The sequence below is a fragment of the Paenibacillus sp. FSL K6-2441 genome, assembly GCF_037964765.1.
Classification (GTDB): domain Bacteria; phylum Bacillota; class Bacilli; order Paenibacillales; family Paenibacillaceae; genus Fontibacillus; species Fontibacillus phoenicis.
Window position 1 is genome coordinate 4305757 of record NZ_CP150174.1, and the last position, 25922, is coordinate 4331678.

The 25922-nt window shown below is 52.8% G+C and carries 25 protein-coding genes and 1 pseudogene; 7 read left to right on the plus strand and 19 right to left on the minus strand.

The features are described from left to right. Positions 1–9: 9 nt before the first annotated feature. From NSQ80_RS19850 to NSQ80_RS19860, 3 genes are all read right to left on the minus strand, one after another. Positions 10–480 carry a MarR family transcriptional regulator gene (locus tag NSQ80_RS19850; protein ID WP_009223663.1) on the minus strand — a complete coding sequence of 157 codons (471 nt, stop codon included), beginning with the start codon at positions 478–480 and terminating at the stop codon, positions 10–12. Between the two features lie 179 nt (positions 481–659). Continuing rightward, positions 660–1451, minus strand: a complete 792-nt coding sequence (pdaA, locus tag NSQ80_RS19855) for a delta-lactam-biosynthetic de-N-acetylase (RefSeq protein WP_036644182.1) — start codon at positions 1449–1451, stop codon at positions 660–662. Positions 1452–1572: 121 nt separating this feature from the next. Beyond that, entirely contained in the window at positions 1573–2466 is an 894-nt protein-coding gene (locus NSQ80_RS19860) for a LysR family transcriptional regulator (protein ID WP_009223661.1), read from the minus strand. Between the two features lie 131 nt (positions 2467–2597). Here NSQ80_RS19860 and NSQ80_RS19865 point away from each other — a divergent pair, with 131 nt between their 5' ends. Together NSQ80_RS19865 and NSQ80_RS19870 are read left to right on the plus strand one after the other, a co-directional pair. After that, positions 2598–2978 (plus strand): CidA/LrgA family holin-like protein, encoded by a 381-nt coding sequence (locus NSQ80_RS19865; RefSeq protein WP_009223660.1) that lies wholly within the window; start codon positions 2598–2600, stop codon positions 2976–2978. Beyond that, positions 2978–3658 carry a CidB/LrgB family autolysis modulator gene (locus NSQ80_RS19870; RefSeq protein WP_198136160.1) on the plus strand — a complete coding sequence of 227 codons (681 nt, stop codon included), beginning with the start codon at positions 2978–2980 and terminating at the stop codon, positions 3656–3658. The genes NSQ80_RS19865 and NSQ80_RS19870 overlap by 1 nt, the downstream gene beginning before the upstream one ends. Positions 3659–3999: 341 nt before the next feature. Here NSQ80_RS19870 and NSQ80_RS19875 read toward each other — a convergent pair whose 3' ends face one another. Then, positions 4000–4977 (minus strand): Gfo/Idh/MocA family oxidoreductase, encoded by a 978-nt coding sequence (locus NSQ80_RS19875; RefSeq protein ID WP_323078051.1) that lies wholly within the window; start codon positions 4975–4977, stop codon positions 4000–4002. A gap of 184 nt (positions 4978–5161) precedes the next feature. On the opposite strand from NSQ80_RS19875, the gene NSQ80_RS19880 reads away from it, so the two are divergent. Beyond that, positions 5162–5812 (plus strand): nitroreductase family protein, encoded by a 651-nt coding sequence (locus NSQ80_RS19880; protein ID WP_260070944.1) that lies wholly within the window; start codon positions 5162–5164, stop codon positions 5810–5812. A gap of 272 nt (positions 5813–6084) precedes the next feature. Then, positions 6085–7461 carry an NADP-specific glutamate dehydrogenase gene (gene gdhA / locus NSQ80_RS19885; RefSeq protein WP_036644179.1) on the plus strand — a complete coding sequence of 459 codons (1377 nt, stop codon included), beginning with the start codon at positions 6085–6087 and terminating at the stop codon, positions 7459–7461. A gap of 72 nt (positions 7462–7533) precedes the next feature. On the opposite strand, the gene NSQ80_RS19890 is transcribed toward gdhA, so the two are convergent. The 11 genes from NSQ80_RS19890 to NSQ80_RS19940 all read right to left on the minus strand — a co-directional run bounded on the left by NSQ80_RS19890 (position 7534) and on the right by NSQ80_RS19940 (position 21608). After that, positions 7534–8712 (minus strand): NAD(P)/FAD-dependent oxidoreductase, encoded by a 1179-nt coding sequence (locus NSQ80_RS19890; RefSeq protein WP_009223654.1) that lies wholly within the window; start codon positions 8710–8712, stop codon positions 7534–7536. A gap of 15 nt (positions 8713–8727) precedes the next feature. After that, positions 8728–9168: a DUF1641 domain-containing protein gene (locus NSQ80_RS19895; protein WP_009223653.1), complete on the minus strand. Its 441-nt coding sequence runs from the start codon at positions 9166–9168 to the stop codon at positions 8728–8730. A gap of 219 nt (positions 9169–9387) precedes the next feature. Further along, positions 9388–10287, minus strand: a complete 900-nt coding sequence (locus tag NSQ80_RS19900; RefSeq protein WP_009223652.1) for a LysR family transcriptional regulator — start codon at positions 10285–10287, stop codon at positions 9388–9390. Positions 10288–11043: 756 nt separating this feature from the next. Further along, complete coding sequence (gene cydC / locus NSQ80_RS19905; RefSeq protein ID WP_339300569.1) at positions 11044–12852, minus strand: thiol reductant ABC exporter subunit CydC; 1809 nt, start codon at positions 12850–12852, stop codon at positions 11044–11046. Next, positions 12849–14585: a thiol reductant ABC exporter subunit CydD gene (gene cydD, locus NSQ80_RS19910; protein ID WP_339300571.1), complete on the minus strand. Its 1737-nt coding sequence runs from the start codon at positions 14583–14585 to the stop codon at positions 12849–12851. The genes cydC and cydD overlap by 4 nt, the downstream gene beginning before the upstream one ends. Next, positions 14585–15601 carry a cytochrome d ubiquinol oxidase subunit II gene (gene cydB / locus NSQ80_RS19915; RefSeq protein ID WP_339302193.1) on the minus strand — a complete coding sequence of 339 codons (1017 nt, stop codon included), beginning with the start codon at positions 15599–15601 and terminating at the stop codon, positions 14585–14587. Before cydB ends, cydD begins: the two co-directional genes overlap by 1 nt. Further along, the gene (locus NSQ80_RS19920) at positions 15588–16994 is read right to left on the minus strand and encodes a cytochrome ubiquinol oxidase subunit I (protein WP_085279459.1); all 1407 of its coding nucleotides are present in this window, start codon (positions 16992–16994) and stop codon (positions 15588–15590) included. Before NSQ80_RS19920 ends, cydB begins: the two co-directional genes overlap by 14 nt. A 185-nt stretch (positions 16995–17179) precedes the next feature. Then, on the minus strand, positions 17180–17560 hold the full coding sequence (locus NSQ80_RS19925; protein ID WP_332306491.1) for a nitrous oxide-stimulated promoter family protein: 381 nt from the start codon (positions 17558–17560) through the stop codon (positions 17180–17182). After that, complete coding sequence (locus tag NSQ80_RS19930) at positions 17547–19217, minus strand: hypothetical protein (RefSeq protein ID WP_260070941.1); 1671 nt, start codon at positions 19215–19217, stop codon at positions 17547–17549. Before NSQ80_RS19930 ends, NSQ80_RS19925 begins: the two co-directional genes overlap by 14 nt. A gap of 3 nt (positions 19218–19220) precedes the next feature. Then, positions 19221–20006 (minus strand): ABC transporter ATP-binding protein, encoded by a 786-nt coding sequence (locus NSQ80_RS19935; protein WP_339302194.1) that lies wholly within the window; start codon positions 20004–20006, stop codon positions 19221–19223. Between the two features lie 138 nt (positions 20007–20144). Then, a complete protein-coding gene (locus NSQ80_RS19940; RefSeq protein ID WP_009223644.1) occupies positions 20145–21608 on the minus strand; it encodes a catalase in 1464 nt (487 codons plus the stop codon). Between the two features lie 283 nt (positions 21609–21891). Between NSQ80_RS19940 and NSQ80_RS19945 the strand changes: the two genes are divergently transcribed. Next, positions 21892–22725: an aldo/keto reductase gene (locus NSQ80_RS19945; protein ID WP_009223643.1), complete on the plus strand. Its 834-nt coding sequence runs from the start codon at positions 21892–21894 to the stop codon at positions 22723–22725. Between the two features lie 85 nt (positions 22726–22810). Here NSQ80_RS19945 and NSQ80_RS19950 read toward each other — a convergent pair. After that, positions 22811–22963, minus strand: a pseudogene (locus tag NSQ80_RS19950) (Gfo/Idh/MocA family oxidoreductase); the annotation flags it as partial. Positions 22964–23120: 157 nt separating this feature from the next. Here NSQ80_RS19950 and NSQ80_RS19955 point away from each other — a divergent pair. Beyond that, positions 23121–23249 carry a DUF4023 family protein gene (locus NSQ80_RS19955; RefSeq protein ID WP_016314269.1) on the plus strand — a complete coding sequence of 43 codons (129 nt, stop codon included), beginning with the start codon at positions 23121–23123 and terminating at the stop codon, positions 23247–23249. Positions 23250–23332: 83 nt separating this feature from the next. Here NSQ80_RS19955 and NSQ80_RS19960 read toward each other — a convergent pair whose 3' ends face one another. After that, positions 23333–23518 carry a hypothetical protein gene (locus NSQ80_RS19960; RefSeq protein WP_009223642.1) on the minus strand — a complete coding sequence of 62 codons (186 nt, stop codon included), beginning with the start codon at positions 23516–23518 and terminating at the stop codon, positions 23333–23335. Positions 23519–23727: 209 nt separating this feature from the next. Here NSQ80_RS19960 and NSQ80_RS19965 point away from each other — a divergent pair, with 209 nt between their 5' ends. After that, a complete protein-coding gene (locus NSQ80_RS19965) occupies positions 23728–24237 on the plus strand; it encodes a hypothetical protein (protein ID WP_009223641.1) in 510 nt (169 codons plus the stop codon). A 366-nt stretch (positions 24238–24603) separates the two neighbouring features. On the opposite strand, the gene NSQ80_RS19970 is transcribed toward NSQ80_RS19965, so the two are convergent. Continuing rightward, a complete protein-coding gene (locus NSQ80_RS19970; protein WP_260070959.1) occupies positions 24604–24939 on the minus strand; it encodes a helix-turn-helix domain-containing protein in 336 nt (111 codons plus the stop codon). A 172-nt stretch (positions 24940–25111) separates the two neighbouring features. After that, positions 25112–25786, minus strand: a complete 675-nt coding sequence (locus NSQ80_RS19975; RefSeq protein ID WP_016314271.1) for a hypothetical protein — start codon at positions 25784–25786, stop codon at positions 25112–25114. Positions 25787–25922 lie beyond the last annotated feature (136 nt).

The window sequence follows — 25922 nt, forward strand, 5'->3', positions numbered from 1 at the left end:
CGATTCGTATCATTGCTCTTGGCTTTTATTCGGGTTGGCCCTCATTTCCATATACGTGTAAACCTGCTCCAACAGTTCAATTAACTGCTGGCTCTTCTCCTCGCCTAGGTACTCAACCAATCCCTGGATTTGGGCCGACCTTTTCTTGGCGATCTCCTTGACCTGTGCGATTCCTTGCTCCGTCAGTTTGACGCGAACCGCCCGGCGGTCCTCCTTGTCGTTATAACGCAATACCATCCCGCGCTCTTCCAAGCTGCGAACCAGCGGCGTGACCGTCGGGGAAGCGACCTCTAGCATCGCGCTCAGCTCCGAGACCGTTACTCCGCGCTCATCCTTCTCCATGCCATGCAAAATATAAAACATCAATCGGACTTCGCTTGGTTTAAACTCCGATGGTGTTAGTTTGCTAAGATCCATTCTCCGAAAGCGGTGAAACGTCTTCAGCAGTCGATGCGCCTGCGAGTTGTCACCGGTGAACAAATCAATCCCTCCCGTCGATTTATTTTCATAACTTAATAATTAGGTATGCTATTAATTCGCAAGCCTAATTATAATAACCTGCCGAAGTGAAGTCAAGCGCCGTCAAATTTCAGACATAGATACAAAAAAAGACCGCACAACCGGACGAAACGCCCGATTGTTACGGTCTAAAATGGGAATCAGAGTGAAGGACGCGATTGCCCCGGTTTCAGCTCATACAGACTCTTGAACTCGTAGCCTTGCCGGCGGGCTTCATCGATGATGGCTCCCAGAGCCGCTGCATTGTCCTTGGAGACGGAGTGCAGGAGGATCACGGCGCCGGGATGCAACTGCGATACCACCTTCTGGTAAGCATAATCCGCTCCGCGTTGATCGTTCACATCCCAGTCCTTATAGGCCACGGACCAGAAAACATTCGTATACCCCAGCTCCTTCGTTACACGAAGCGTCCGATCGCTGAATATCCCGCGAGGCGGGCGCAAGAAGTCCATCTTAGCCTGCCCGGTGACCTGTGCCGTGGCTTGTTTTACCTTCTCCAGTTCTTCCCGAATTTGGGCGTCGGAGATCGTCGTCATATCCGGGTGGCTCCAGGAGTGGTTGCCGATCAGATGACCTTCGGCGACCATGCGCTTTAGCAGCTCCGGCTGATCCTTGATGTAGTGGCCAGTGACAAAAAATATCGCCGGCACCTTCTTCGCTTTCAACGTATCCAGGATCAGGGCGGTATAACCGTTCTCGTATCCGTTGTCAAACGTCAGGAATAGTTCTTTGCGCGAGGGATCTCCGAAGAAAATCGCGCCGTGCTTATCGATGATATCTTTGAACCCTTCCTCATTAATGGAGGGGAGCTGACCGCCGACGCTTTTTTTGAATCCGAAATGATGAGCGACGTCCGCTTGAGCATCCGCAACAGGGACCCCTGTCCCGAACAGCAAACCGACCAGCAATGAACAGATTAAAGCAAACTTCACAGCTGTCTCTCCTTCATGCTTTTCAAGGTAATCGAAATTCGACATGCGCCCTTACTATCTGTCAAATTCCCGGGAAATATGCACCTTTTCAAGCAACATCTCACCACATACTCATTCAAATTTATTCCGGATGGGGCGTCAGGACTTCCTGTGCAAACCGGATCCATTCGCGGGTGGCAAAAGACAAATACCGATCGTCACGCCAAATGATGCCAAGCTTCCACGGAATCACCGGGTTGACGAGCGGGATAATCCGCACGCCCTCGTCGTCGATTTCGCGGCAAATCGTTTCCGGCAGTAAAGTGATGCCGAGGCCGACGGCCACCATTTCACTGATCAGATCCCATTGGGAGCTCTCGTAGATGATATGCGGATGAAACCCGACCTTCGCGCACGCCCCGATAATGCGGTCATGCAGCGTAAAGTCCTCACGGAACAACACGAACCCGTCCGGGGCCAGCTCGGCCAATTCCACGCATTCCCGTTCTGCCAGCCGGTGCGAGGGATGGACGACCAAATTCAGCTTCTCCTCAACGAACGGAAAATAGCTCAGCTCCGCCTCCACCGTCGGCAGTACGGCCACGCCCACATCCAATGATCCCTTGGCAACGTCTTGCTCTACTTTTTTGGCGCCGTCCTCAAATAATTGGATCGTAATGTCGGGATAACGTTGATGAAACTCCCCAATCACCCTCGGAAAAAAGCTCGCCCCCACCATCGGCGGCAGCCCGATGCGAAGATGTCCCTTCTTTAAATTTCGTAAGTCGTCAAGCTCTGCCATCAGATTCTGGAAGGAGGTCACGATCTGTTGGGCTTGCGTAGCGATAATCCGTCCCGCGTCGGTCAGCTCGATCTTTTTGCCAACGCGGTCAAACAGCACCACCCCAAGCTCCTCCTCCAACGCCTTGATCGTTTTGCTGATGGTAGGTTGCGTGATATACAGCGCCTCAGCCGCCTTCGTGAAGCTGCGCAGCCGTGCGACTTCGATTAAAACCTGCATTTGTCGGATATCCAACCGCCTGCTCCCCTTTAACTCGATTTTCTATAACAGATTGGAATGGTATTTATTCTGTATATTCATTTTACTCATGAAAATAATCGATGTAAAATTTCATTACTAACCAAAACAAGAAGGGAGCTGCTGAAATGAACAAGATGAAAGAGATCGGCATCGGGATTGTTCAAGTCGCCATCCTGTTCTTCGCCGCGATGGCCTTGAATAAGGTCGCGGAGCTGCTCCATTTACCGATACCGGGTTCCATTATTGGCATTGCCGTGCTGTTTATCTTGTTAAAAACAGGCGTCGTCAAGCTGAAATGGATTGAACGGGGCGCCAATTGGCTGCTGGCCGAGCTGCTGCTGTTCTTCGTTCCTGCTGCCGTCGGCGTCATGCAATACATTCCTTTGCTCGAAAGTGAAGGCGTACGGATCTTGATTGTGGTCATCCTGAGCACCGTCATCGTTATGGTTTGCTCCGGGCTTGTGGCAACACGCATCGAAAAACGAAAGGAGGGCCGAACCTCATGATCATTGGCGCACTATGTTTAGCTTCTACCCTCATTATCTATGCTTTATCTAAACGGCTGTATCGGATACGGCCAAGAGTGTATCTGTCCCCGTTGCTGATTACCCCGTTGATTCTGGTGATCGGCTTACTCTGGGCGCAGATTCCTTATGAAACTTATCATACCGGCGGAAAATGGCTGAGCAGCCTGCTGCAGCCAGCGACGATCGCGTTTGCCGTTCCGCTGTACAAATACTACAACGTCCTGAAAAAACACGCTGTAGAAATTCTCATTAGCGTACTTAGCGGCTCGGTAGTCGCGATGTTCTCTTCGGCTTTTCTGGCGGAATGGCTGCATCTGGACGCCCAATTGATTAACAGCTTGATTCCACGTTCAATTACGACACCTATCGCGATGAATGTATCGCAGGTGATCGGCGGCGTGCCGAATATTACCGCGGTCTTTGTTATTTTGACCGGCTTGCTTGGTGCCATGCTGGGACCGCTCGTGATGAGACTGTTCCGCATTGAAGGCGAGGTTGCCCGAGGCGTATTGTTCGGCACCAGTGCCCATGGCACCGGAACGTCCAAGGCGTTTGAGCTCAGCACTTTGACCGGGACGATCTCCAGCATCTCCATGATCCTGGCCGCCCTGTTTACATTAGGGGTCGCTCCGATGCTGATCGCTGTGTTGCACTTCTAGCCCTACGGCACTTTCAGCCAATCAGGGTACTTCGTTTAGGTTCCTCCAAATTTCATATATTGATGCTTGGAGCCTCGCCGAAGCGGGGCTCTTTTTTTGCCGCTTAAAATCAAAGACCCCCTTGCCTTACGCCCTTCAGACTGCGGCAATGCGGACAATTTTCTTTGACGCACACCTTTTCCTTCAAGGCCTGAAGATTCCGAATAACGAAGCCTTTGCGGCTGACCTGGACGATGCCTTCCTTGCGGAGGCTGGTCAATTTTGGGCTAGATTTCCCTTCATTCCCTCGTCTCTCCTTTCCTCTAGACAGAATCAGGATAAGATGGAGAAAAAATTTTTCCTTACTCCCCAATGCAAACCGGATTCCCCGTCCGGGCCGACTCCAGGGCGGCACAGGTGATCTGCTGCGTTTTCACAGCATCGGCATAATCGGACAAGATCCGCGACGTATCGCCGGTACGCAGGGCATGGATAAACGCCTCCGTTTCAGCTAAGTAGGGGTTGTCCTTCCCCGTGTAGGCCGTCTTGGTCCCCGGCAGATCGATCTCCAGCCGTTCCGGGCTCCAAGACAAAATACCGGCATCGGTATACAATTTCAGCCCTACCTCAGATACGCCGCCGGGCAAGATACAGGTATTGGAGATGGTAGCAACCGCCCCGCTTTGCAGCTTCATCGTGACGGTACCAACATCCGGGACGGTGACGTTATCGAAGCGTTCCTGCACCATGCGATTACCGTAGGCGGCATACACCTCGCGGACCTCGCCGGCGGTATAGCGAAGCAGGTCTACAATATGGGTCGTCTGTTCCACGAACTGTCCGCCGGAACCCTCTTGGCTACGCCACCAGGCCACTTGCGGCATATCGCCCATCCAAGTGCCTAAAGCCATCCCAATCTTCCGGCCTTCCAGCGATTCCTTCAGCTGACGGATCGATTCTTTATAACGAAAATGATAGCCTACCGCATGAACTAACGGCTTTTGCTCCAACCGCGAGAGGATTCGTTGCGGCGTCTCCAAGTCCGCAGCCAGCGGCTTCTCCACGAAAAAGGGAATGCCCCGCTCGATCAGCTCGGTTTCAATCTCCCCGTGCGCCATTGGCGGGATACAGAGGTAAACAGCATCCAGCTTCAACGAGTCCAGCATATCCGTTAGGTTCCCGAAGCCAATCGCCCCTGGGTAGCGGTCCGCCAGGGCCTGTGCTTTTGCGGCCGTCGTTCCGGTAACCCCTGTCACGCGAACGCCGTCCAGACCTGCCAAAATGTCCCCATGCACCTTGCTAAACCAACCTGTTCCAACGATTCCGATCTGCAATGCCATATGTACCCCTCCCTGTATGATCAAACTGTAATCGACCAACTACCTCTTTAAGATACTGTTTATCTTAAGGAACCACAAGTTTTGGGACTCTGCCTTCTCACTTCATTAACTGTACTTGATATTATTACAGTTGCGATTTATACTAGTCACAGGAAAAAAAAGAAAATGAAAGGATGGAGAGAAAATGAGCACGTTAAATCAAGTGGACGCAAAAGATTTTTATACCGTACTCAAAGAAAGACATTCTGTTCGGGTTTACGACCCATCTGTAAAAATCCCACGCGAGGAACTGAAAGAGATCATCGAGCTTTCTTTGTCCGCTCCATCCTCGTCCAATCTGCAGCCATGGCGTTTCTTGATCATCGACGAGCCTGAGCTGAAGCAAAAGCTGCTCCCGATCGCCAACAATCAGCAGCAGGTTGTGGATTCCTCGGCTGTCATTGCGGTATTGGGCGATCTTCGTTCGTATGAACGGGCCGAAGAGATTTATTCCGAGTCTGTGCGGCTGGGTGCAATGACGGAGGAGGTCAAAAATAATTTTGTCGAGCGTCTGCAAAAAGGCTATGGCGGCATGGGACCGGAACGTTTGCATCAAGTCAATCTGTTGGACGCTGGACTGGTGTCGATGCAACTGATGCTGATCGCCAAAGCTAAAGGCTACGACACGGTACCTATGGGCGGATACAATGCGGAGCAATTTGCCGAAGCATTTGACGTACCGGAAACGTTGAAACCGATCTTGCTGATCGCGATTGGTAAAGCGGCAAAACCAGCTCATGCAACGGCGCGTTTGTCGGTAGACCAAGTAACTTATTGGAACTCTTTCCAGAAGTAATTTCCTTAAAAATCAGAACGACCGGAACCGCATGGAGGGATCCTGTGGAGCCGGTCTTTTTTGTCTGAACCGCCCATTCCCCGGACATAATACTCCTGTTCCGCCTTGCCACAAAGCCGTTCTTCCGCTCCAGTTCATCTCATTCGATCATCAAGTTGATCTCAAATTAGCTTTGTTAATAGCTGACATCAATATTACAATAGAGGTCATAATTATCGTGAAATGGTGAACGTACTCATCCGATTACGCACATCAGAAAGGTGGAGTGGATCATGGCTTTAACACAGCAACGCGAAGCAGGCCTGGAGGCGGCTCGCAAATATGTAGATCAGGTATACGAGACCGTTCAAAAACGGAATCCAGGGGAATCGGAATTCCATCAGGCCGTCAAGGAAATCCTTGACTCACTGGTTCCTGTATTCGCCAAACATCCGAAATATCAAGAGCATGGGATTCTCGAACGCATCGTCGAGCCGGAACGAATGATCACTTTCCGCGTCCCTTGGGTGGATGACCAAGGCAAAGTGCAAGTGAACCGCGGCTTCCGGGTTCAATTTAACAGTGCGATTGGTCCTTATAAAGGCGGACTTCGTTTTCACCCGTCTGTCAATGCCAGCATCATCAAATTCCTTGGGTTTGAACAAATTTTCAAGAACTCGTTGACCGGCCAGCCAATCGGCGGCGGCAAAGGCGGATCTGACTTCGATCCGAAAGGCAAATCCGATCTCGAAGTGATGCGCTTTACCCAAAGCTTCATGACGGAGCTGTCCAAATACATCGGTCCAGACACCGACGTGCCTGCAGGCGATATTGGCGTTGGCGCTCGGGAAATCGGCTACATGTTCGGTCAATACAAACGGCTGTATGGCAATGAAACCGGCGTATTGACGGGGAAAGGCTTGAACTACGGCGGCAGCTTGACGCGGACTGAAGCTACCGGCTACGGGCTGGTTTATTTCACCAGCGAAATGCTGGCGAGTCGGGGCGATAGCTTCGCCGGGAAAACCGTCGTCGTCTCCGGTTCCGGGAACGTATCGATCTACGCGATTGAGAAGGCACAACAGCTTGGCGCGAAGGTCGTAGCTTGCAGTGACTCGAACGGATATGTCTACGACAAGAACGGCATTAATCTTGCAACAGTGAAGCGTTTGAAAGAAGTAGAACGCAAGCGGATCAAGGAATACGTGAACGAGCATCCTACTGCTGAATATGTAGAAGGCTGCCAAAATATTTGGAGCATCCCTTGCGACATCGCCTTGCCTTGCGCAACGCAAAACGAAATCAACGAAGCTTCGGCGAAACTGCTGGTGGCCAACGGCGTCAAATATGTAGCTGAAGGAGCCAACATGCCGTCCACGCTGGAAGCTATCGAAGTTTATCTGAACAATGACGTATACTTCGGACCAGCTAAGGCTGCAAATGCCGGCGGGGTTGCCGTTTCCGCTCTGGAAATGGCACAAAACAGCGCAAGACTCGCCTGGTCGTTTGAGGAAGTGGATGCTAAGCTGAAGGACATTATGCGCAACATCTACCAAAGCAGCGTAAACGCGGCTAAAGAATACGGTTATGACGACAACCTGGTTGTCGGCTCCAACATTGCCGGCTTCCTGAAAGTCGCTGACGCAATGATCGCTCACGGGGTTGTATAAAGAGCATAACGTAAAAAAAAGCGTCGCCCAGAGGATTCATCCTCTTGGGCGACGCTTTGTATTTAAGGAGCTTTAGTAAGCCAATGCATCCAGCGCTTTGATGTGGGACAGATAGCGGATGTTACTTGCTTCCTTCATCAACGTAGCTGGCAACCCGCGCAACTGGGTATTGCTTGCCCCGATGGTCGCTACAGCGTCTTTGCGTCCGAGCGAAGCCAGCGTACCGGAGTTGATCGGGCTGAATGCGTTCATCGTCTTGCCGTTGAGATACGCAAACAGATTGTAACCGATCAGCTCGCCCATTTGCCAAGCGATTTGCGCTGTCGGCGGGTAAGGACGACCGTCCGGACCCATAAATACGGCGCTGTCACCCGCAACGAATACGTCCGGATGGGAGACGGACTGCAGGAATTCATTCACCGAAGCACGGCCGCGGTTCACTTCCAGTCCCGATTCGCCAACTAGCGGATTGCCTTGCACGCCGCCCGTCCAAACGAAGGTGTTGGCCACGATCTTTTGCCCATCCTTGAGATCGATCGTGTTGCCTTCCACATTGGTCACCGGCAAGCCGGTCAAGAACTTCACGCCGCGTTTCTCGAGGCTGGCTGTGGCGCGCTCGATCAACTCGTCCGGCAGCACCGGCAAGATCTTAGGTCCAGCTTCCACGAGCATGAGCTTGATCTCGCTTTGAGGTACGCCGTATTTCTTCGTCAGTTCCGGCAGCTTATCCGCGATTTCGCCAACCAGCTCGACGCCAGTCAATCCGCCGCCGCCGATCACGATCGTAGCATCGGCTTCGTTGCCGCTTGCCGCATATTCGCGAATACGCGATTCGATATGCGCATAAATCCGTTTGGCATCGTCCGCCGATTTCAGCACCATGCTGTGCTTCTCCAAGCCCGGGATGCCGAAATACGCAGTAATGCTGCCCAGACCAACCACAAGGGCGTCATAAGACAACACAGTACCGTCGGAGAGCTTAACTTCTTTTTTGTCGACAGAAAAACTCTCAACCTTAGCGATCCGCAAATCGATGTCTTTGCCTTTAAACAGCTTATCGAGCGGCAAGGACACCGCGCGTTCGGAAATGCTGCCTGCGGCAAGGCGATGCAGCTCCGTAATGATTTGATGCGTCGGATATTGGTTCACCACCGTGATCCGCGCCTGCGATTTATCCATAAACTTACGGGCCGACAATGCGCTGAGTACGCCGCCATAGCCGGCGCCCAAAATTAAAATATGTTTTGACATAATCGTATTCCTCCGTTAGTTTTGTTGGCGGTCCCGTTCACCGGACACTTGAAGATACGCGTTAACGAACCGGAGCAGCTTTTGCGTTTGCGGGTCCTTCAGCATCTTCATCAACCCAAACACGCCAATGACTTCTTGGCTGTCCTCGGCACGATCCTTCGCTTCGATGACGTTAGCCGCCAAATGCTTCACCTTGCCAACAACTGGCCCGGCAATTTCCGAAATGGCGCCTACCGTGTCATTCTTCAGAATTTCATCCGTCGCCACCGCTTTGGCAAAATCATACGTTTTCGTCAAAACTCCAACGAGCTCATTTAATTTGGGAAGCTGCTCAACCAGAGCGGTCAGCGATTGCTGCACCTCCGGCTTCAAGAGCTGCTCCAGGAGCTCCTGCTGCCCACTTGCGGTACCAGCTACGGATTGCTCCGTTTTTGTTTCAGTAACTGTCTCTGACATATTCGATTCTCCTTTGCGATAATCTGAGGATTCGCTAGCCGAACTTCTGTTCAAGCATAGTGTTCCTCCTTTGGATGCCTCTAACCAATTTTAAGTTAGTGAAAATTTGCACATCTTAAACCTGAACAATCCGAATAAATTGTAACACATTTTCAAGAAAAAAGGACCATGCAAGTGACAAAATTCACGGCCCTTATCGATATCATTTTTCGATGAATCCTAATTTCCGCATGATAACGGCAGGTTCTCTTTCAAAAAATCATAAAACAGCTTTTCCGTTGGCGCGAGCTCGCGATTCGCCGGAATGATCACCCCAACGTCCCGGGTGACCTGAGGCTCCATCATCGGCAGCGACACGATCGTGGAAGGAATATGCTCGCCGAGCGCAATCTCCGGAAGCAACGTCAACCCCAGCCCGGCGGACACCAGCCCCTTAATCGCGTCCAGATCATCCCCTTCAAACGACACCTTTGGTTGAAATCCGATTTTGTCGCAGGCGTCCACCACGATTTCCCGCAGAACAAAGCCTTTCGGGAATAATACGAATACATCCTCCCGCAGTTCGTCCAGCCCCACGGATTCACGGTCAGCCAAGCGATGTCCGGCAGGCAACAGCACCTTGAACTTTTCGCGGAATAACATTTCCCCTGTGACTTGGGGTTCCCCTTGGGGCACCGGACCAATCATGGCCAGATTCATCAAGCCGCCGCCGACCCAGTCCAGCAGCTCCCGATACGACCCATGCTGCAGTTGAAAATGCACCTCCGGATACCGGCGCCGAAACGCCGACACCACCGTCGGCACCAGGTTGGCCGCCAGACTGCTCGGGAAACCGATGCGGACCGTCCCGCGCTCCGGATCCAGATACTCGTTAATTTCCTGTCGCGCCTGCTCAAGGACCTTCATCATTTGCTCCATATGCTGCAGGAACTGCCGGCCGATGGGTGTCAGCTTCACCTTCCGGCCTTCATGGACAAACAGATCGACGCCCAGCTCTGCCTCCAGCTTAAAGATTTGCCGACTGACCGCCGACTGCGACACATGCAGCGCATACGACGCTTCCGTCACATGCTCCAGCTTGGCCGCCTCAATAAAGTATTGGATTTGTCTGAGCTCCATCCCCTCACCCCGTTAGCTGCATTTTTCAGGCTATACCCGATTGGGATTGACCAAACCCAAACTCTTATAGCTTACACCTCATGTAAATATATTAAGAACCATTATATCGGCTCCCTTGTGAAAACGGAAGCAGAAAAGGCTATTTATTGAGTAATATAACTAGTCCCTTCCTATAGTGGTTATAGTGGTGCCCGAAACGGGGGCTGATGAGACAAGCGGGGCGACAGACGGGCAAAGTGAAGTTGCAGTTACGCAAAGTGAGGCGCTGACAGTAAAGCGAAGCCGCTGATGAGCAAGGTAGGGCCGCATGAGCTGCAGACGAATAAAGTGCGGTGACAAACAACCTAAGTAAAGACACCAAAACGACCCATGCGAGACACCACGACGCCCCAATCCAGACTACAAAAACTCCCCAAACACCTCAGACGTTCCAACCAAGGATGCAGGCGACTGAAGTGAAGCGCAAACGCCCTCTAAACGACCCTCCAAATGTAAAAGTACAGTTCATTTCACCCATTTCGACCGAAAAAAGGCGAATGGGATGTAAAAGTGCAGTTCATTTCAACGATTTCGTGGTTCCAGGGCAAAATTAGCCGAAATCAACTGCACTTTTGCAGCTCAAAGGGCTCATCGGCCGGAATTTGGCGGAAATCAAATGTACTTTTGCAGTTCGGCCATCTTGCTATACTTTTCTTAAATCTAAAAAACGGCGATGCCGGTTTCCCTTGCATCGCCGCCTTATTTTTAGTATGTGTCTTACTCCTCCGGACAATCCAGCCGGTACAAATTGCGGTACCGCGGTTCACGGGCTAGCAGCTCCGCATGGCTGCCGCGCATCACGATCCGTCCGTGCTCCATGAACACGATCTCGTCCATCTTTTCGGCACCAACAAGGTGGTGCGTCACCCAGATGAGCGACTTGCCCTGCGTCGAGCGGAAGATCGTCGCCAGCAGCTCGCGTTCCGTGCGCGGATCGAGGCCGACGGTTGGCTCATCGAGGATGAGCACAGGCGTATCCTGCAGGAGGATCCGCGCCAGGGCGACGCGCTGCCGTTCGCCGCCGGAGAACCGCTGGCCGGTCTCACGCATCGGCGTGTCCAGCCCCTGCGGCAGCGCCGCAATCAACGGGCCGAGCTGCGCCGCCTGCGCGGCCCGCGCGATCTCCTCGTCCGTAGCCGTAGGCCGGCCGAGCCGGATGTTGTTCGCCACCGTGGTGTCGAACAAGTGGGGGCTTTGATTCAGCACGGAGATGACTTCCGGCATCCGCTCGCCGTAGGCGGCGGCTGGGATGCCGTTAATTTCGACCGTGCCTGCGCTAGGGGCAAGCGCCCCCTGGATCAGCTTCAGCAGCGTCGACTTGCCGGCGCCGCTGCGGCCGATCACCATCACCCGCTTGCCCTGCGGGATGTCCAGCGAGACGCCGTCCACGGAATCGGCGTCTTCCGCGGCGTAGGCGAAGCGGACGCCGCGCAGCCGCACCTCGGCGGTGCGGGAAACTCCGCCCGCCACAGCCAGCCCAGCGCCGCCGCCCCCGGTCACGCCGGGGCGGATCGGCCCGCCCGCTGCGCCTGGACGCGGGCCACCCGCCGCCGCTGGGCTCGCGCTGGCGCTGTCGCCGCCCGAGATCCGGGCGAGCCGGTCCAGCGACACGCGGTATTGCGGCGTGCGCTCCACCGCTTCGGACACCGGCAAGAACGCGTCCGACAGCGGGAACACGATCAGCACAAACGCCGCAATCAGCGTGGCATCGATCCGACCGGCCGCCGCTTCGCCGCCGGCCCAATACACCATCGATACGACGACGAGGCCCACGACGAAGTGGCCGATAAAGCTGCGCCAGCGGGCCCAAGCCCGCAGCTTGCGGTCCTTGCGCGCCACCGCGACCTCATCCTCCGCATAGGAAGCAAGGAACTCCGCCGAACGGCCGCTGATCACCCAATCGCCGATCCCCATGACGGCATCGGTCAGCTTCTGGTACAGCCCGTTCCGTTCTTGCTTGACCTCCTCGTTCGTCCGCTTCGTCAACCGCAGCGAAATGTACGGAAGCACGAAGACGAGCACAAGGATATACGCAGCTAACAGCAGTGAAAACGTCACGTCGAACACGCCCATGGCCACGATCACGGCCGCATAGAGGATCAACGCCACTACGCTCGGAAAGACGGTGCGGATATACACGTTCTGCAGCTGCTCAATATCATCGGCAAGGGCGCCAAGAATATCGCCCGTCCGGAATCGGGAGCGGATGAACAAAGCCTGCGGTTCCAGCACGCGATAGAGCCGCACGCGCATTTTCGCCAAAATCCGCAGCACTGTGTCATGTCCAACCAACCGTTCGACATAATGAATCACCGCCCGCCCGATCCCAAACGTGCGAACGCCAACGATCGGTACATACACAAGCAAGATATTATAGGGCTGCAACGCCGATTTCGAGATCAAGAAACCGGAAGTGAACATCAACATCCCGGCGGAAACCAGCGTTAACACGCCCAGAATCAGATATAACGCAAACCGGCCGCTATACAACCGAAAATAAGGCCGAACCCAGGACTCCTGCTTCATTTGATCTCCTCCCGCTGCGCCGCCGCTAACCGATAATAAGCTCCGCGCTTGGCCATCAGCTCGGCATGCGTCCCTGCCTCAGCCACTCGGCCCTGCTCCATGACAACGATCCGATCCATTTCGCGCATCCAGTGCAGCCGATGGGTCGCCAAAATCACCAGCTTCCCTTCAAACAGAGGCAGCATCGTGTTCTTCAGCTCATATTCCGTCTCGATGTCCAAATGCGCCGTCGGTTCATCGAGCAAAATCACCGGCCGCTTACTAAGCAAAGCCCGGGCCAGCGCCACACGCTGCTCCTGACCACCGCTCAATGGACGACCACCGCCGCCAATCCGCTCGTTTAGCCCGCCCGGCAAGCTGCGCACGAGCCCGTCCAGACCGGCTGCCTTCACCGCGCGCTCCACCTCTTCCCGCGTGGCTTCCGGCGCATTAAAGCGGATATTTTCCTCCAAGCTCCCACTGAAAATATACGGTTTCTGCGGGATGTAGGTGATTTGCTCCCGCCAGCCCTGCGCACTCAAATCCCCCAGTTCGGTGCCGTTCAGCACCAACCGGCCCGAAGTTGGCCGCAGAAAACCGCCAAGCACATCGATCAATGTCGATTTGCCGGCCCCGCTTTCGCCGATGATGCCGATTTTGCCCATGCCGCCCAGCGTCAAGTTCACTTCAGCCAAGGAAGGCCTAGCTTCCTCCTCGTGAACGACGCCAACCCCGCGCAGGCTTAACGTGCTTTCCGGCGTCCACGTCCAGTTCATACCGGCCGGAACCGGTGCCGCCTTCGCCGCCTCCTCATCCGCAGTGGCGATGATCTCGTTCATCGCTTCGCCTGCCGCCTTCCCGTCCTGGGTGGCATGGAAGTCAGCGCCAACCATCCGAACGGGCAGGAAGTACTCCGGCGCCAGAATCAGCACGGTCAAGGCCGGCAACAGCACCATCTCGCCATTCACCAATCGAAGCCCCAAGCTGACCGCCACCGAAGCAACGGATAACATCGTAAAGAAGTCCAAAGCAAACGAGGACAGGAAGGCAACCCGCAACGTCTTCATCGTCGCTGACCGGTAAGCATCGCTGACCCGTTCGATCGACGTGACATGCGATTTGCTGCGTCCCAAGAACTTGAGCGTCTCCAGCCCGCGCAGCGAATCCACGAAGTGGTTCGACAGCGTCCGGTACGATTTCAACTGCCGCTCAGTCTGCTTGCGTGCCGCCAGCCCGATCAGGATCATAAAGGCAATCAGAATCGGCATCGTAATCGTCAGGATGATCCCGGAAGCCAGATCGAGCCTATACACATAAGCCAAAATCAAGATCGGGGTGATTCCCGTGGCCAGCATGCGCGGCAGGAACAATTCCAGGTAATTGCGATACTTGGTCACCCCTTCAAGCACCAACGTCACCAAATTCCCGGTTCCCGCGGTCCCGGCAAAACGCGGCCCCAGCTGAAACAACTTCTCCAGCACCCGCTCCCGCAAGCTTCGTCCCGTCTCTTCGGCAAAAGCATACGCTATTTTCTGCTGCATCATGCCGCAGCCCTGACGGACGATAAAAGCAAGCAGGAACAAGCCGGCCCCGCCGGCTTGTTCCTGCAGCTTGGCCCCGGCAAACAGGGCAGAGATCACCTCCGCCAACCATTTGGCCTGCCAGATGATTGCAAAGCTCTGAACGAGGGTCAGCAAGGCCATGATCATCATGACCTGCTTGATCCCCGCGATTTTCATTAATCCGCGTCCCATTAATATTCTAAATGCTCCTTCTCGTGTACGCGTTTATGGAATACGAAATAGCTCCATATTTGATAGCCTAACACGAATGGCAATAAGCTGCATGCGACGATCGTCATGACTTTCAGCGAGTAGTGGCCGGAAGAAGCGGTATCGATCGTTAAGGAGAACGCATCGCTAATCGAGCTGACCATCACCCGCGGGAATAGCCCCACAAATACCGCAGCAATCGACAAAGCGATCATCGCACCGGTCATGCCAAACGCCCAGCCGTCTTTTTGCTTACGAATAAACCAGCCTGCCAGGACAAAAGCAACGACGCCCAGTACAGCCACCAGGCTGATCAGCAAGCCGCGCACTTCAAATACGTCGGTTTCGAAGTACGTCAGCACGCCAAAGATCACGAACAGGGCGGCCAGCGGAATAAGCAGCTTGTGAGCCAGCTTACGGGCACGTTCTTGCAAGCTGCCGGTCGTCCGCAAGGAGGCAAACAGCAGCCCGTGAACGAGGCACAGCATCACAACCGTGATCCCGCCGATCAACGTGTACAGGTTCACCATATCAAACAGTCCGGCCTTCATTTCCATGTCTTCGCCAATCGGCAAGCCCTTCAGCAGGCCGGAGAACACAACGCCCAGCAGGAACGGAGGCAACAGGCTGCCGAGGAAGATCGCCCAGTCCCAGGTGCCTTTCCATTTGCCGCTGTCCACCTTGCCGCGAAACTCAAAGGCAACGCCCCGCGCAATCAAGGCGAGAAGCAAAACGACAAGCGGTGTATAGTAGCCGCTGAACAACGTGGCGTACCAGTTCGGAAAAGCGGCGAACATCGCGCCACCGCCGGTCAGCAGCCAAACTTCGTTCGCATCCCAGAACGGGCCAATCGAGTTGATCAGAACCCGGCGTTCCATATCATTCTTGGCCAAAAACTTGGTGCTCATTCCCACCCCGAAGTCGAAGCCTTCCAAGAAGAAGAACCCCACAAACAACACCGCGACAAGGACAAACCAAAGCTCATTAAGAGACATGATATCCCTCCTTACCAAATGGATCCCCGACCTGATCACGGCTGGTGATGGCGATCTCATTGGGTCCTTTCTTGATCACTTTCACGAACAAGTAAGCCATCACCGCGCCAAGCGCCCCATAAATGAGCGTGAAGGCAATCAGGGAGAACAGAATTTGTCCGCCGGTGACGCTTGGCGATACGCTATCCGCGGTCTGCATCAAGCCAAATACCGTCCATGGCTGACGCCCGATCTCCGTCATAATCCAGCCGGAGGTGTTCGCAATAAACGGCAGCGAAATCGACCACAACATGACACGGTAGAACCAGTTGTTTTTGGGGTTCTCAAGCTTTTTGCGCCATGCCAAATACGTTCCGTACATCCCAAGCACGATCATCAAACAGCCGGCGAGAATCATGATCCGGAAGCTCCAGAAGGTCGTCCGTACCGGAGGAATGTAGTCGCCAGGACCATAAGTTTGTTCATATTCGGCCTGCAGCTCGTGCATGCCTTTAACCTCACCGGAGAACTTACTGTAAGACAGGAAGCTCAGCAGGTAAGGAATTTTGATCTCAAAATTGTTCTTCCCATCGTCCGAATCAATATGGGCATATAGCGTCCAAGGCGCAGGGTCACCCGACTTGCCCCACAGCCCTTCGGAAGCCGCCATTTTCATCGGCTGCGTCTTCACCAGGTACTGCGCTTGTTGGTGACCAAACAACGCCGTGGCGAACGAAGCGATCAAGGCCACGATAATGCCGATCGTAAACGATTTTTTGAAGAACGCCACATCTTGACGTTTCATCAATTTATAAGCGCTGACCCCAGCGATCAAGAAAGCTCCTGTGGCAAAAGCGCCCAACACGGTATGCGGGAATTCCACCCACAATTGCCCGTTGCTGATCAAAGCGAAGAAGTCGTTCATTTCTGCGCGGCCGTTGTTGATCTCGAAACCAACCGGACGTTGCATAAACGAGTTCGCGGCCAAAATCCAGAACGCCGAGACGGTCGTCCCTAAAGCAACTAGCCAAATACACAACAGGTGCACTTTTTTGGACAAACGATCCCAACCGAAGATCCACAGCCCAATAAATGTTGATTCCATAAAGAAGGCAAACAGCGCCTCCACCGCCAGCGGCGCACCAAATACGTCGCCAACAAAGCGAGAGTAATCCGACCAGTTCATCCCGAACTGGAATTCTTGGAGAATCCCCGTCACGACCCCTACCGCAAAGTTGATAAGGAACAGTTTCCCCCAAAACTTGGCCATCCGTTTGTATTCTTCTTTGCCCTTCACGACGTACATCGTTTCCATGATGGCGATCAGCACCACCAGGCCGATGGACAAGGGTACGAAGAAGAAATGGAAAATCGTTGTCACCGCAAACTGAAGGCGAGCAAGCACAATCGGATCCAGCATTTCTTTTCCCCTACTTTCAAATAATTATTATCTAATGTGAATTCTATCACTGATCCATGAAAACGAACGGGGAAAAAGTAATAATTTTGTGACAGAAATCACATGAGAAATGTCACAATTCCGAACATGGCCTGAAACCCGCATCAGATCAACGTTTTTTGAGGGTCGTACAATTTATGACATTACTGTGAATGGCCCTTCTTCACGCCATCGAGGAGGTGCATCAGGGTTAACACCGGGTGCCGCCACAGCATCCGCGGTCCGGCAAAAGCCATCACCCGGCGAATCCGCTCCCGCTGGACCGGCGCATAACAATGCACAGGGCACGCCAGGCACGTGGTCTTGCCTTCACCAAACCGGCAGCGGTCAAGCCGCTGCTCAGCATATCGGTGAAGCTCGGCGCACTCGTCGCATAACAACACTGTCGCAGGATGATGAACCGCTGCGCGCCTGTGGGTCCGCTCCCTGTCGCCATGTTCCTTACGACAATATAAGGCGATCATTCGGGTCACAGTATTCTTTTCCCGGCGAATTCGCGGCCCGTTGTTCTTAGTCATTGCCATCCGGTCTTGCCACCTTCTTCGTTCCCTGCGTCCGAAAAGCCAGTCTCCATCCCAGCCATGTCCCTGCGATCATCAGCAGCCCGTAGGCCACAACCCCAAACGGAAGCGACGTTGCAAGCCAATGCAGCAAGCCAAATCCGCCGAGCAGCAGCATCAACCCCATGAAAACAAAGGATTGGTTTTGCTGCCCCGCCGCTTCAAAGGGTTCAGAGAAAGGTAGTCCCTTGCGCATGCATAGGAAACAAAGAATCGCGTAAGCAAACATCGCGAGTCCTGCCACAATCAAGTCAGGGATAATGGACGCTCCGAACAGCACGGCAAAAATCGCCGCCTCCACCACATACAAAGGCAGCATAAGCCGAACCAAGCTCGCCAGCAAGGCCCCTTTGTAAATAGACGCTTCGCTGGTGATCGGGGCGGTCCGGTAGATCCAAGCCGCTTTATATCGGGAGGAGTAACGCAGCATCATGATGAGCGTTGGCAGCATAATCCCGCTAAAATAAATGAACAAATACGAACGGGAACCGGAGATCCCTTCCAAGCCCTGATCGAGTCCGTTCGAGAATAAGAAGATGAAAGGAAACACGATAGAGAAGCCCAGGGAAGGGTACACCTTCAGCTTAAACTCACGCTCCGTTCCCAGCATCGACCAGGTGAAACGGAAAAAGGCGCTCTCCTGCGGCGTGGAGCATAGCCAATCGGAGATTCGGCGCAGCATCTTCCCCGACCGCTGCCCGCTCTTCGCGCTGGGTTCTGCCAGCTTCTGCAGGTTCCGCTCCAACGCCGGCATCAGCTTCAGGTACAGCAGGAACGCGGCCAGCGGAACAACGACGGACAGCACCGCCAGACCGGCATACGTCATACCTTCGCCCGGGTGAAGCAGCGTTTGGAAGGAAGCGCCCACCCATACCGGCGGCACCAGGTACTGCCACCACGCCGGCTTGAAGACGATGTCCATCTCCGTGAAGTCGAACAGCCGGACCAACACCTGATAACCTACCGCAATCGTGATTGTCATCCCGATTTGCACGTAATTGATCATATCCTTCAGCTTCTCACCGTCAAAAAACCGCAGCACGACCAAATACAACAGCGCGGTTAACACCACGATCAACAGATCCATCAGGATCAGCTCCAGCAGCATCAGAGCAAAGAACCCGATCCCTTGCCGGAATAATCCGACCGCCAGCGGAATCACCGCAATGGCTCCGGTCAAAAAGAACAAATAAATAAAAATATGTACCGTCTTCGCCATCGTGAGCGTGCGGCGGTTGATCGGCTTCGTCGCCAAAATGCTCCGATCCCGAATATCCAGCAGCACCGAGGAGAAATCGGAGATCATCGAAGTCATGACCATAAACATCATAATGCCGAACAAGATGCTCATCTGAAACAGCAGATTGTCCCCCATCAGCACGAACATCGAGCTAAATCCGCCAAACAGGACGTACAACCACAGCGAGCGCAGAAACTGGTTGCTCTCCGCGGTATCCTGTTTCCGCTTCTGATTTGAACTTTTGGCCAGCGTAGGCTTCCTTCTCGCATCCATCGCCAGCTTTACCTGAACGATTCGGCGCATCACCGAATAATCCACGCCCATCTTCTCGAATGCACCACGGAACCGGTCCAACACTAGCAAGCTCTTCATTTCTTCCATCCGCTACACCTCTTGCACGATCGATACAAGCCGGCTGGCAATATCCTGATGCTCATTAAATCCGGTCAACTGGTTGAAGATCTGTTCCAGCGAACCTTCATGGTTCTGGGCCTTTAACTCGTCAAAGCTGCCGTCGGCCACAATGCGTCCTCCGTCCAGCAGGACGATCCGGCTGCTGATCTTCTCGACCACGTCCATGATATGAGAGGAGTAAAAAATCGCCTTGCCTTGCGACGCCAAGAGAGCAAGCACTTCTTTAACGACCATGACACTGTTGGCGTCAAGCCCGCTCAGCGGCTCGTCCAGGAACAGCACGTCCGGATTATGCAGCAGGCTGGAAATCAGCAGCACCTTTTGCTTCATGCCCTTAGAGAACGTCGAAATTCGGGAGTTAAAAACGTCACCGAGGCCAAATTCCGTCATCATTCGCCGGGATTTCATCTCTGCGTCATCGGCGGATAAGCCGTACAGCTCGCCAATGAAGGTCAAGTATTCACATGCCTTCAACGTATCGTAAAGCTCGGCGATTTCCGGGACGTATCCGATACGCTTCTTGTAGCTAACGTCGCCGTCACCGGGATTTTGGCCAAATACCCGGACCTCGCCTTGATACCCTTCGACCAGGCCTAGCATAATCTTGACGGTCGTGCTCTTGCCCGCCCCGTTGGGCCCGATGTAACCGATAATCTGACCCGGATACACCTCCAAATCCACGCCGTTCAGAACGTGATGTCCCCCATAGCTCATGCGCAAATCCGTCAGCTTAATCACTGGATCCTTTGTTGTCATCATCGATTCAACTCCTTTCTACTGCTCTCATTTTACCATACATTTCCTCACGCCCGCGGCTGAAATCTTCACACAAAAAGGCACCTCCCGATCCCAAAAGGTACGGAAGATGCCTTCTTTATATAAAAGGGATATCGATTATCCCTGAGCATTGGATGGAATAAAGCCACTGATATCTACGCCAAGACCTTGCGCCAGGCGCATGCCGTATTCTTTGTCAGCTCGGAAGAAGTTGCACACCGCGCGCAGCTGAACTTGCTCCGGTGTCTGCTTCAAATCGTTCACCAGGTTGGAGATCAAATGATCCTTCTCCTCAGCCGTAAAGCTCCGGTACAGCTCGCCTGCTTGCGTAAAATCATCCGTTTTGGCGATTCTCTCGCGGCCGATATTTCCGCTGACTGGCACTACGCTGTCACGATAGGCCGGATCTTCCTTCGGGCTGGAGTCGAAGCTGTTCGGCTCGTAATTGATTGGAGACGGATCCTGCTTCACGTTCATGAAGCCGTCCCGCTGATGGTTGCGGACCGGGGCATACGGGCAGTTGATCGGGATTTGCAAATAGTTAGCACCAAGCCGGTAACGCTGGGTATCCGGGTAAGAGAACAACCGGCCTTGCAGCAGCTTATCCTCGGACGGTTCGATGCCAGGTACGAGCACGCTTGGCGAGAACGCCGACTGCTCAACTTCCGCGAAGAAGTTCTGCGGATTACGGTTCAGCGTCATCGTGCCGATTTTGATCAAGGGATAGCTGTCTTCCGGCCATACCTTCGTGGGATCCAGCGGATCGAAGCCCCAACGATCCAGATCCTCCACTGGCATGAGCTGTACATTCAACTCCCACTGCGGGAATTCCCCGCGCGCAATATGGTCGTACAGGTCGCGAGTCGCATGATTGAAATCTCGACCTTGTACTTCTTGAGCTTCCGCCGCCGAGAGGTTCTTTACCCCCTGCTTCGTTTTCCAGGTGTATTTGACGTACGTGATCTTGCCTTCGGCATTGATCCACTTAAATGCATGCACGCCAAAGCCGTCCATCTGGCGGTAATTCGCCGGCGTCCCATAGTCCGAGAACACCCAGGTCATCATATGCGTCGATTCGGTGGACAGAGTCATGAAATCCCAATACCGCGCCGGGTCTTGGATGTTCGTGTCCGGAGCCGGCTTCAGCGAGTGCACCATGTCCGGAAATTTAATCGCGTCGCGGATAAAGAAGACCGGAAGATGGTTACCCACCAAATCGTAGTTGCCTTCCTCCGTATAAAACTTCACCGCAAATCCCCGCGGGTCACGCGCCGTTTCCGGAGAGCCTTGCCCGTGAATGACCGTAGAGAAACGGACGAACACCGGAGTTTCGCGTCCTACCTCCTGCAGGAAATGAGCTTTCGTGAACTCCTTCATGCTGCGCTCGGTAACAAATACCCCATGGGCGCCTGCCCCCCGGGCATGCACGACGCGTTCCGGAATCCGTTCGCGGTCGAAATGGCCCAGCTTCTCCAGCAGATGGTAATCCTCCAACAGTGTAGGGCCGCGCTGCCCTACCGTCCGAGAATTTTGATTATCGCCTACCGGAGCTCCCGTATTCGTTGTCAGCCGGTTATCCATGAAATCATCCCTTTCGATTTATTATTACACTAAGACTTATTCTAAAAACTATAATAAATAGTACCATGCCCCCCCTCTAAACTGCATGAAGGTTCCATGAGGGGTTGATGAAGATTGTTCAGCTGCCTTCTTTTTACCCTCCATTATTGAGAATATGGGAGGACCTGCGTGAGTATGTTAATTCTGTGACATCTGTCGTCTGAAGTCATTTGAAAAATGTACCAATTGATGCTATACTCTCCCTGAAATTAGGAAACATTCACCAAAGAAGGAGCGACGCTTCATGGAATTCATCACTTTAAATAATGGTTTACAGATGCCGCAGCTAGGGTTCGGAGTTTGGCAGGTGCCTGATGAGGAGGCTACGGCCGCAGTCGCCAAGGCGCTGGAGGTAGGTTACACCTCCATCGACACGGCGATGATCTACCGCAACGAGGTGGGGGTCGGCAAGGCGATTAAGCAGTCCGGTATCCCTCGTGAGAAGCTGTTCATCACCACGAAAGTATGGAACAGCGACCAGGGTTACGACAGTACGCTCCGAGCTTATGACGAAAGTCTGGCTAGACTTGGTCTCGATTATGTCGATTTGTACTTGATTCACTGGCCGATGCCAAAAGTCGACCGGTACGTGGAAACCTACAAGGCGTTGGAGAAGCTGTACCGCGATGGACGCGTTAAAGCGATTGGCGTATGCAATTTCGAAATCGAGCATTTGGAGCGTCTGCTGAATGAAACGGAAATTAAGCCGGTGTTGAACCAGGTGGAATGCCATCCGCACCTGACTCAGACCGAATTGAAAGCGTTCTGCGCCAAGCATGATATTTACATCGAAGCCTGGAGCCCGCTGGAGCAAGGCGGTGAGGTGCTGACCGATGCGGTGGTGAAGTCCATCGCCGAAGCCCATGGTAAGACGCCGGCACAGGTTGTCCTCCGCTGGCATCTGCAGAACAATACGATCGTGATCCCGAAATCGGTCACCCCGTCTCGGATTGAGGAGAACTTTAACGTGTTCGACTTCCAGCTGTCGGACGCTGAAATGGAGCAGATTAGCGGCTTGAACCTCAATCGCCGCAAAGGCTCGCATCCGAACGACATGTACGTTGGTAAGCCGGAATAAGGCTTCTGTCCAAATACAAAAACGCGGGTTGCCTGAGCGCTCTCAAGCAAACCCGCGTTTTATTTTTCAAATCTATAACTCGACCGTACATAAACGCTTCTGCCAGCAGGACCCCGGCTTTGTCCGCGGCCGCTGCCATTTCCTCCGCCTTGGCGGCCGTCAACGCCAGCGGCTTCTCGCACAATACATGTTTGCCCGCTTCAGCGGCACGAATCGCCCATTCCTTATGCAAGTGGTTCCGTGGTTGTCCCCTTCATTGTACATGTCCGAAGAAGGCAAGTATAGAGCATCCCGACCTGATGAAAAAGGCATGAACGGGGTATAGTAATCCAGAAGAGTCGGATCTATGTGGATCTGCAACCTACCCTATTTCAAGCAAGGAGACGATCAACCTCATGGAAAATCTGCACGAATTCGTCGAGAAGGTTCACGATCAACAGGAGAAGCAAGCCAAAAACAAAAAGCGCGGGCACGGCAACCCGGCCGGCCAGCTTCCAACCAAGCAGCACGGCACGCAAAAATAACATCAAAGTATCTTAGCTACTTCAAGATGGCATCGCCGAAAAAAGCCGCTCACAATCCTGTGCAGCGGCTTTCGGCTTTCGGCTTATCCCTCGTACTTATCATGGCCGGAAATGTATTCGTTCAGCGTCTCTCCGCCTTCAGTGCTATGGTTCTTGATCGTCGCCAAGCGTCCGTTCTGCGCTTCTCCGCCGTTACCGGTCGTTTGATTCTGCCCGTTGCTGCTGCCGTTTCCGGTGCCCGGCTTGCGATGCTGCTTGTTATTTCCCATGTTGTTCTAACCTCCTCAGTAGGATCTGATGGATGGAAAGGCCGCCCTGCCTGTTCCTTCGGTTAGCGTTTCTTCCCCGGGCTGTTTTTATTCCAAGGCAGGGGAACTGGACTAAAGTCCAGCTCTTGTCTCCCCCAGAGACTGAAGTCTTCTTTCGGCTTTTGTAGTATGCTGATCACAGATAAGTACATAAACAAAGGAGTTTGCGTATGAATTGGAATAAAAAATCATGGATTGGGCCCGTGCTCATCCTGCTAGGCCTCTATCTCTTCTTCTTCCGCAAGGAAGCGATCAGCGCGGGAACGCTGTTCGGCACCTTCTGGCCGACCTTATTTGTCCTTCCGCTCGGTCTGTTCTTCCACTGGTTGTATTTCTCGGTCGTTGGGCGCAAGGCAACCGGGCTGCTCATCCCCGGGGGAATTCTCTTCACCGTCGGGCTCGTCTGTCAACTTTCAACATTATTTGACAGCTGGCAGTACCTGTGGCCCGGCTTCATTCTGGCTCCGGCCGTGGGGTTGTTCGAGTTTTACTGGTTCGGGAACCGCAATAAATACCTGCTGATCCCGATCAACATTTTGACCGTGCTTTCGTTATTGTTCTTCGCCGTCTTCTCGCTGGGCGCGTTGTACAACCGCCTGATCTTCGGCCAACCGTTATTAGCGATTGCCTTGATCGCTATCGGTGCAGGGCTGATGATTGCGCCGAAGCGACGGTCTTAACGCCCCCCTTCATGCAAAAAAAGCAGAGTGAATCTTCAGGGACTGGGGACTATCCCCGTTTGTGAGACAGGGATCAAAGCACCTCTCAAGATTAAACAGCCAGTTGTCGGAAATGAATCGGTGACTGGTTGTTTCCGTACACATTTGTGGTTTACCGGACACTTCATCCGGAGCAAAGCAGCGATTTTTCGGTATCCATAGCGATATTTATGCCGGATTCAGAGTTCGCGAATTTTCACTACCATGTGGTTCTCGAGTTTATTTTCTCCCTTGCCTTCAAGCGATAGTAAGTGGCGCGAGGGATTCCGATCCAGGCGCAAGCTTGTTGCACACTCACTTCTCCTCGAATCGACTCAATCCACTCTATTACAATCTTTGACGATGCCCCCTCTCCATCTCGTTGTACTTTTTTAGCAGCTCTAGTTGTTGTTTCACAAACCGGTTCTCCGCCTTAACCTTCCCTAATTCCGAGGTATGTTCGGGTCCTTTGCCATAGCTGTATTGTTTACCTACTGGCTGCTCTAAACGGTTCTGCTCGCCATTGCGATACCATCTCATCCAAGTTTCCGCTTGTGTCTTATTTCGGATATTTAATTGCTCCATAATTTCCTTCACCGGTGTACCAGACATTTTCATTTCAATTGCCTTCATTTTAACTTCTAGGGGGATAACTAACTCTTGTTCCCAATGAAAAAAAAACACCTCCAAGGTTGTCTCCATATCTTACGACATGGGCGAATTTTCTTGAAGGTGTTTTTATTTGTCCCACACTATGGGGTCAGTCCCTGACTTTCCATCCGAGCGATTTAGTCAAATTACAGCCCCAATAAGTTCTACTTGAAAGGATCACTTACAACCTCAAGTTGGACTATTATTATTTTTTGCTTAAAACATACTCTTTAAGGTCATCAAATTTATCCTTGTTTTCTTTTGCCCATTGTACTATGTCAGTCATTTTCAAGGACTTCGTTTGACTATCCGGAACCAAAGACTGAACTGCTGGGAAAAGTTCAGTTTTACCTGCCTCAAGTTGGTCAATAATAAATGGCACAGCAGGAAGACCCAGTTTTTTTAGAGAAGTAATTTTCTCATCTTCAGTTAATTCAGAATTAGCGATTTTTTCAACTTCTTCAGGAAGTGTCTTAAGTTTTGCCTTCCATTTCTCCGAGAACTTGTCTCCAGTATCCCAAGCTGTACTTTCCTCTTCTTTGAGGTTTACTTTTGTGATTTCTTCGATAGCAACTGAAAAAATGTAATCAAAAAGACCGCTTCCTTCACTTTCATCGATTTTCTTTTCTAAAATTGGAACAGCATCTGTTCCGAGATTTACAATATTTGCATACTCTTCGCTGTTCTTGATGTAATCATAGGGATTACTACTCATGGCTAATTCAGTTTTATTAGTGACTTCCGTTTGTAACTGTTCGGCCAAGCTGTTAAGGTTTTGGTTAATTTGCTTCTCAACGGATGCATTAGCACGTACCGCGTATAAAGAAGAAGTAACAGCAAAACCGAGGGCGAACATTCCAATAAGTAACTTTTTGTTCACTTCGATCACCTCACTATATATTATATACTATTCATTACTTGTATACTTGCAACGCAGATCCGTATATGGAAGATGTGTAAGGGTCCCATCCTAAAGATTGGAGTCTCTCCAATTGGCCCCATTTTGCGTTAGAATA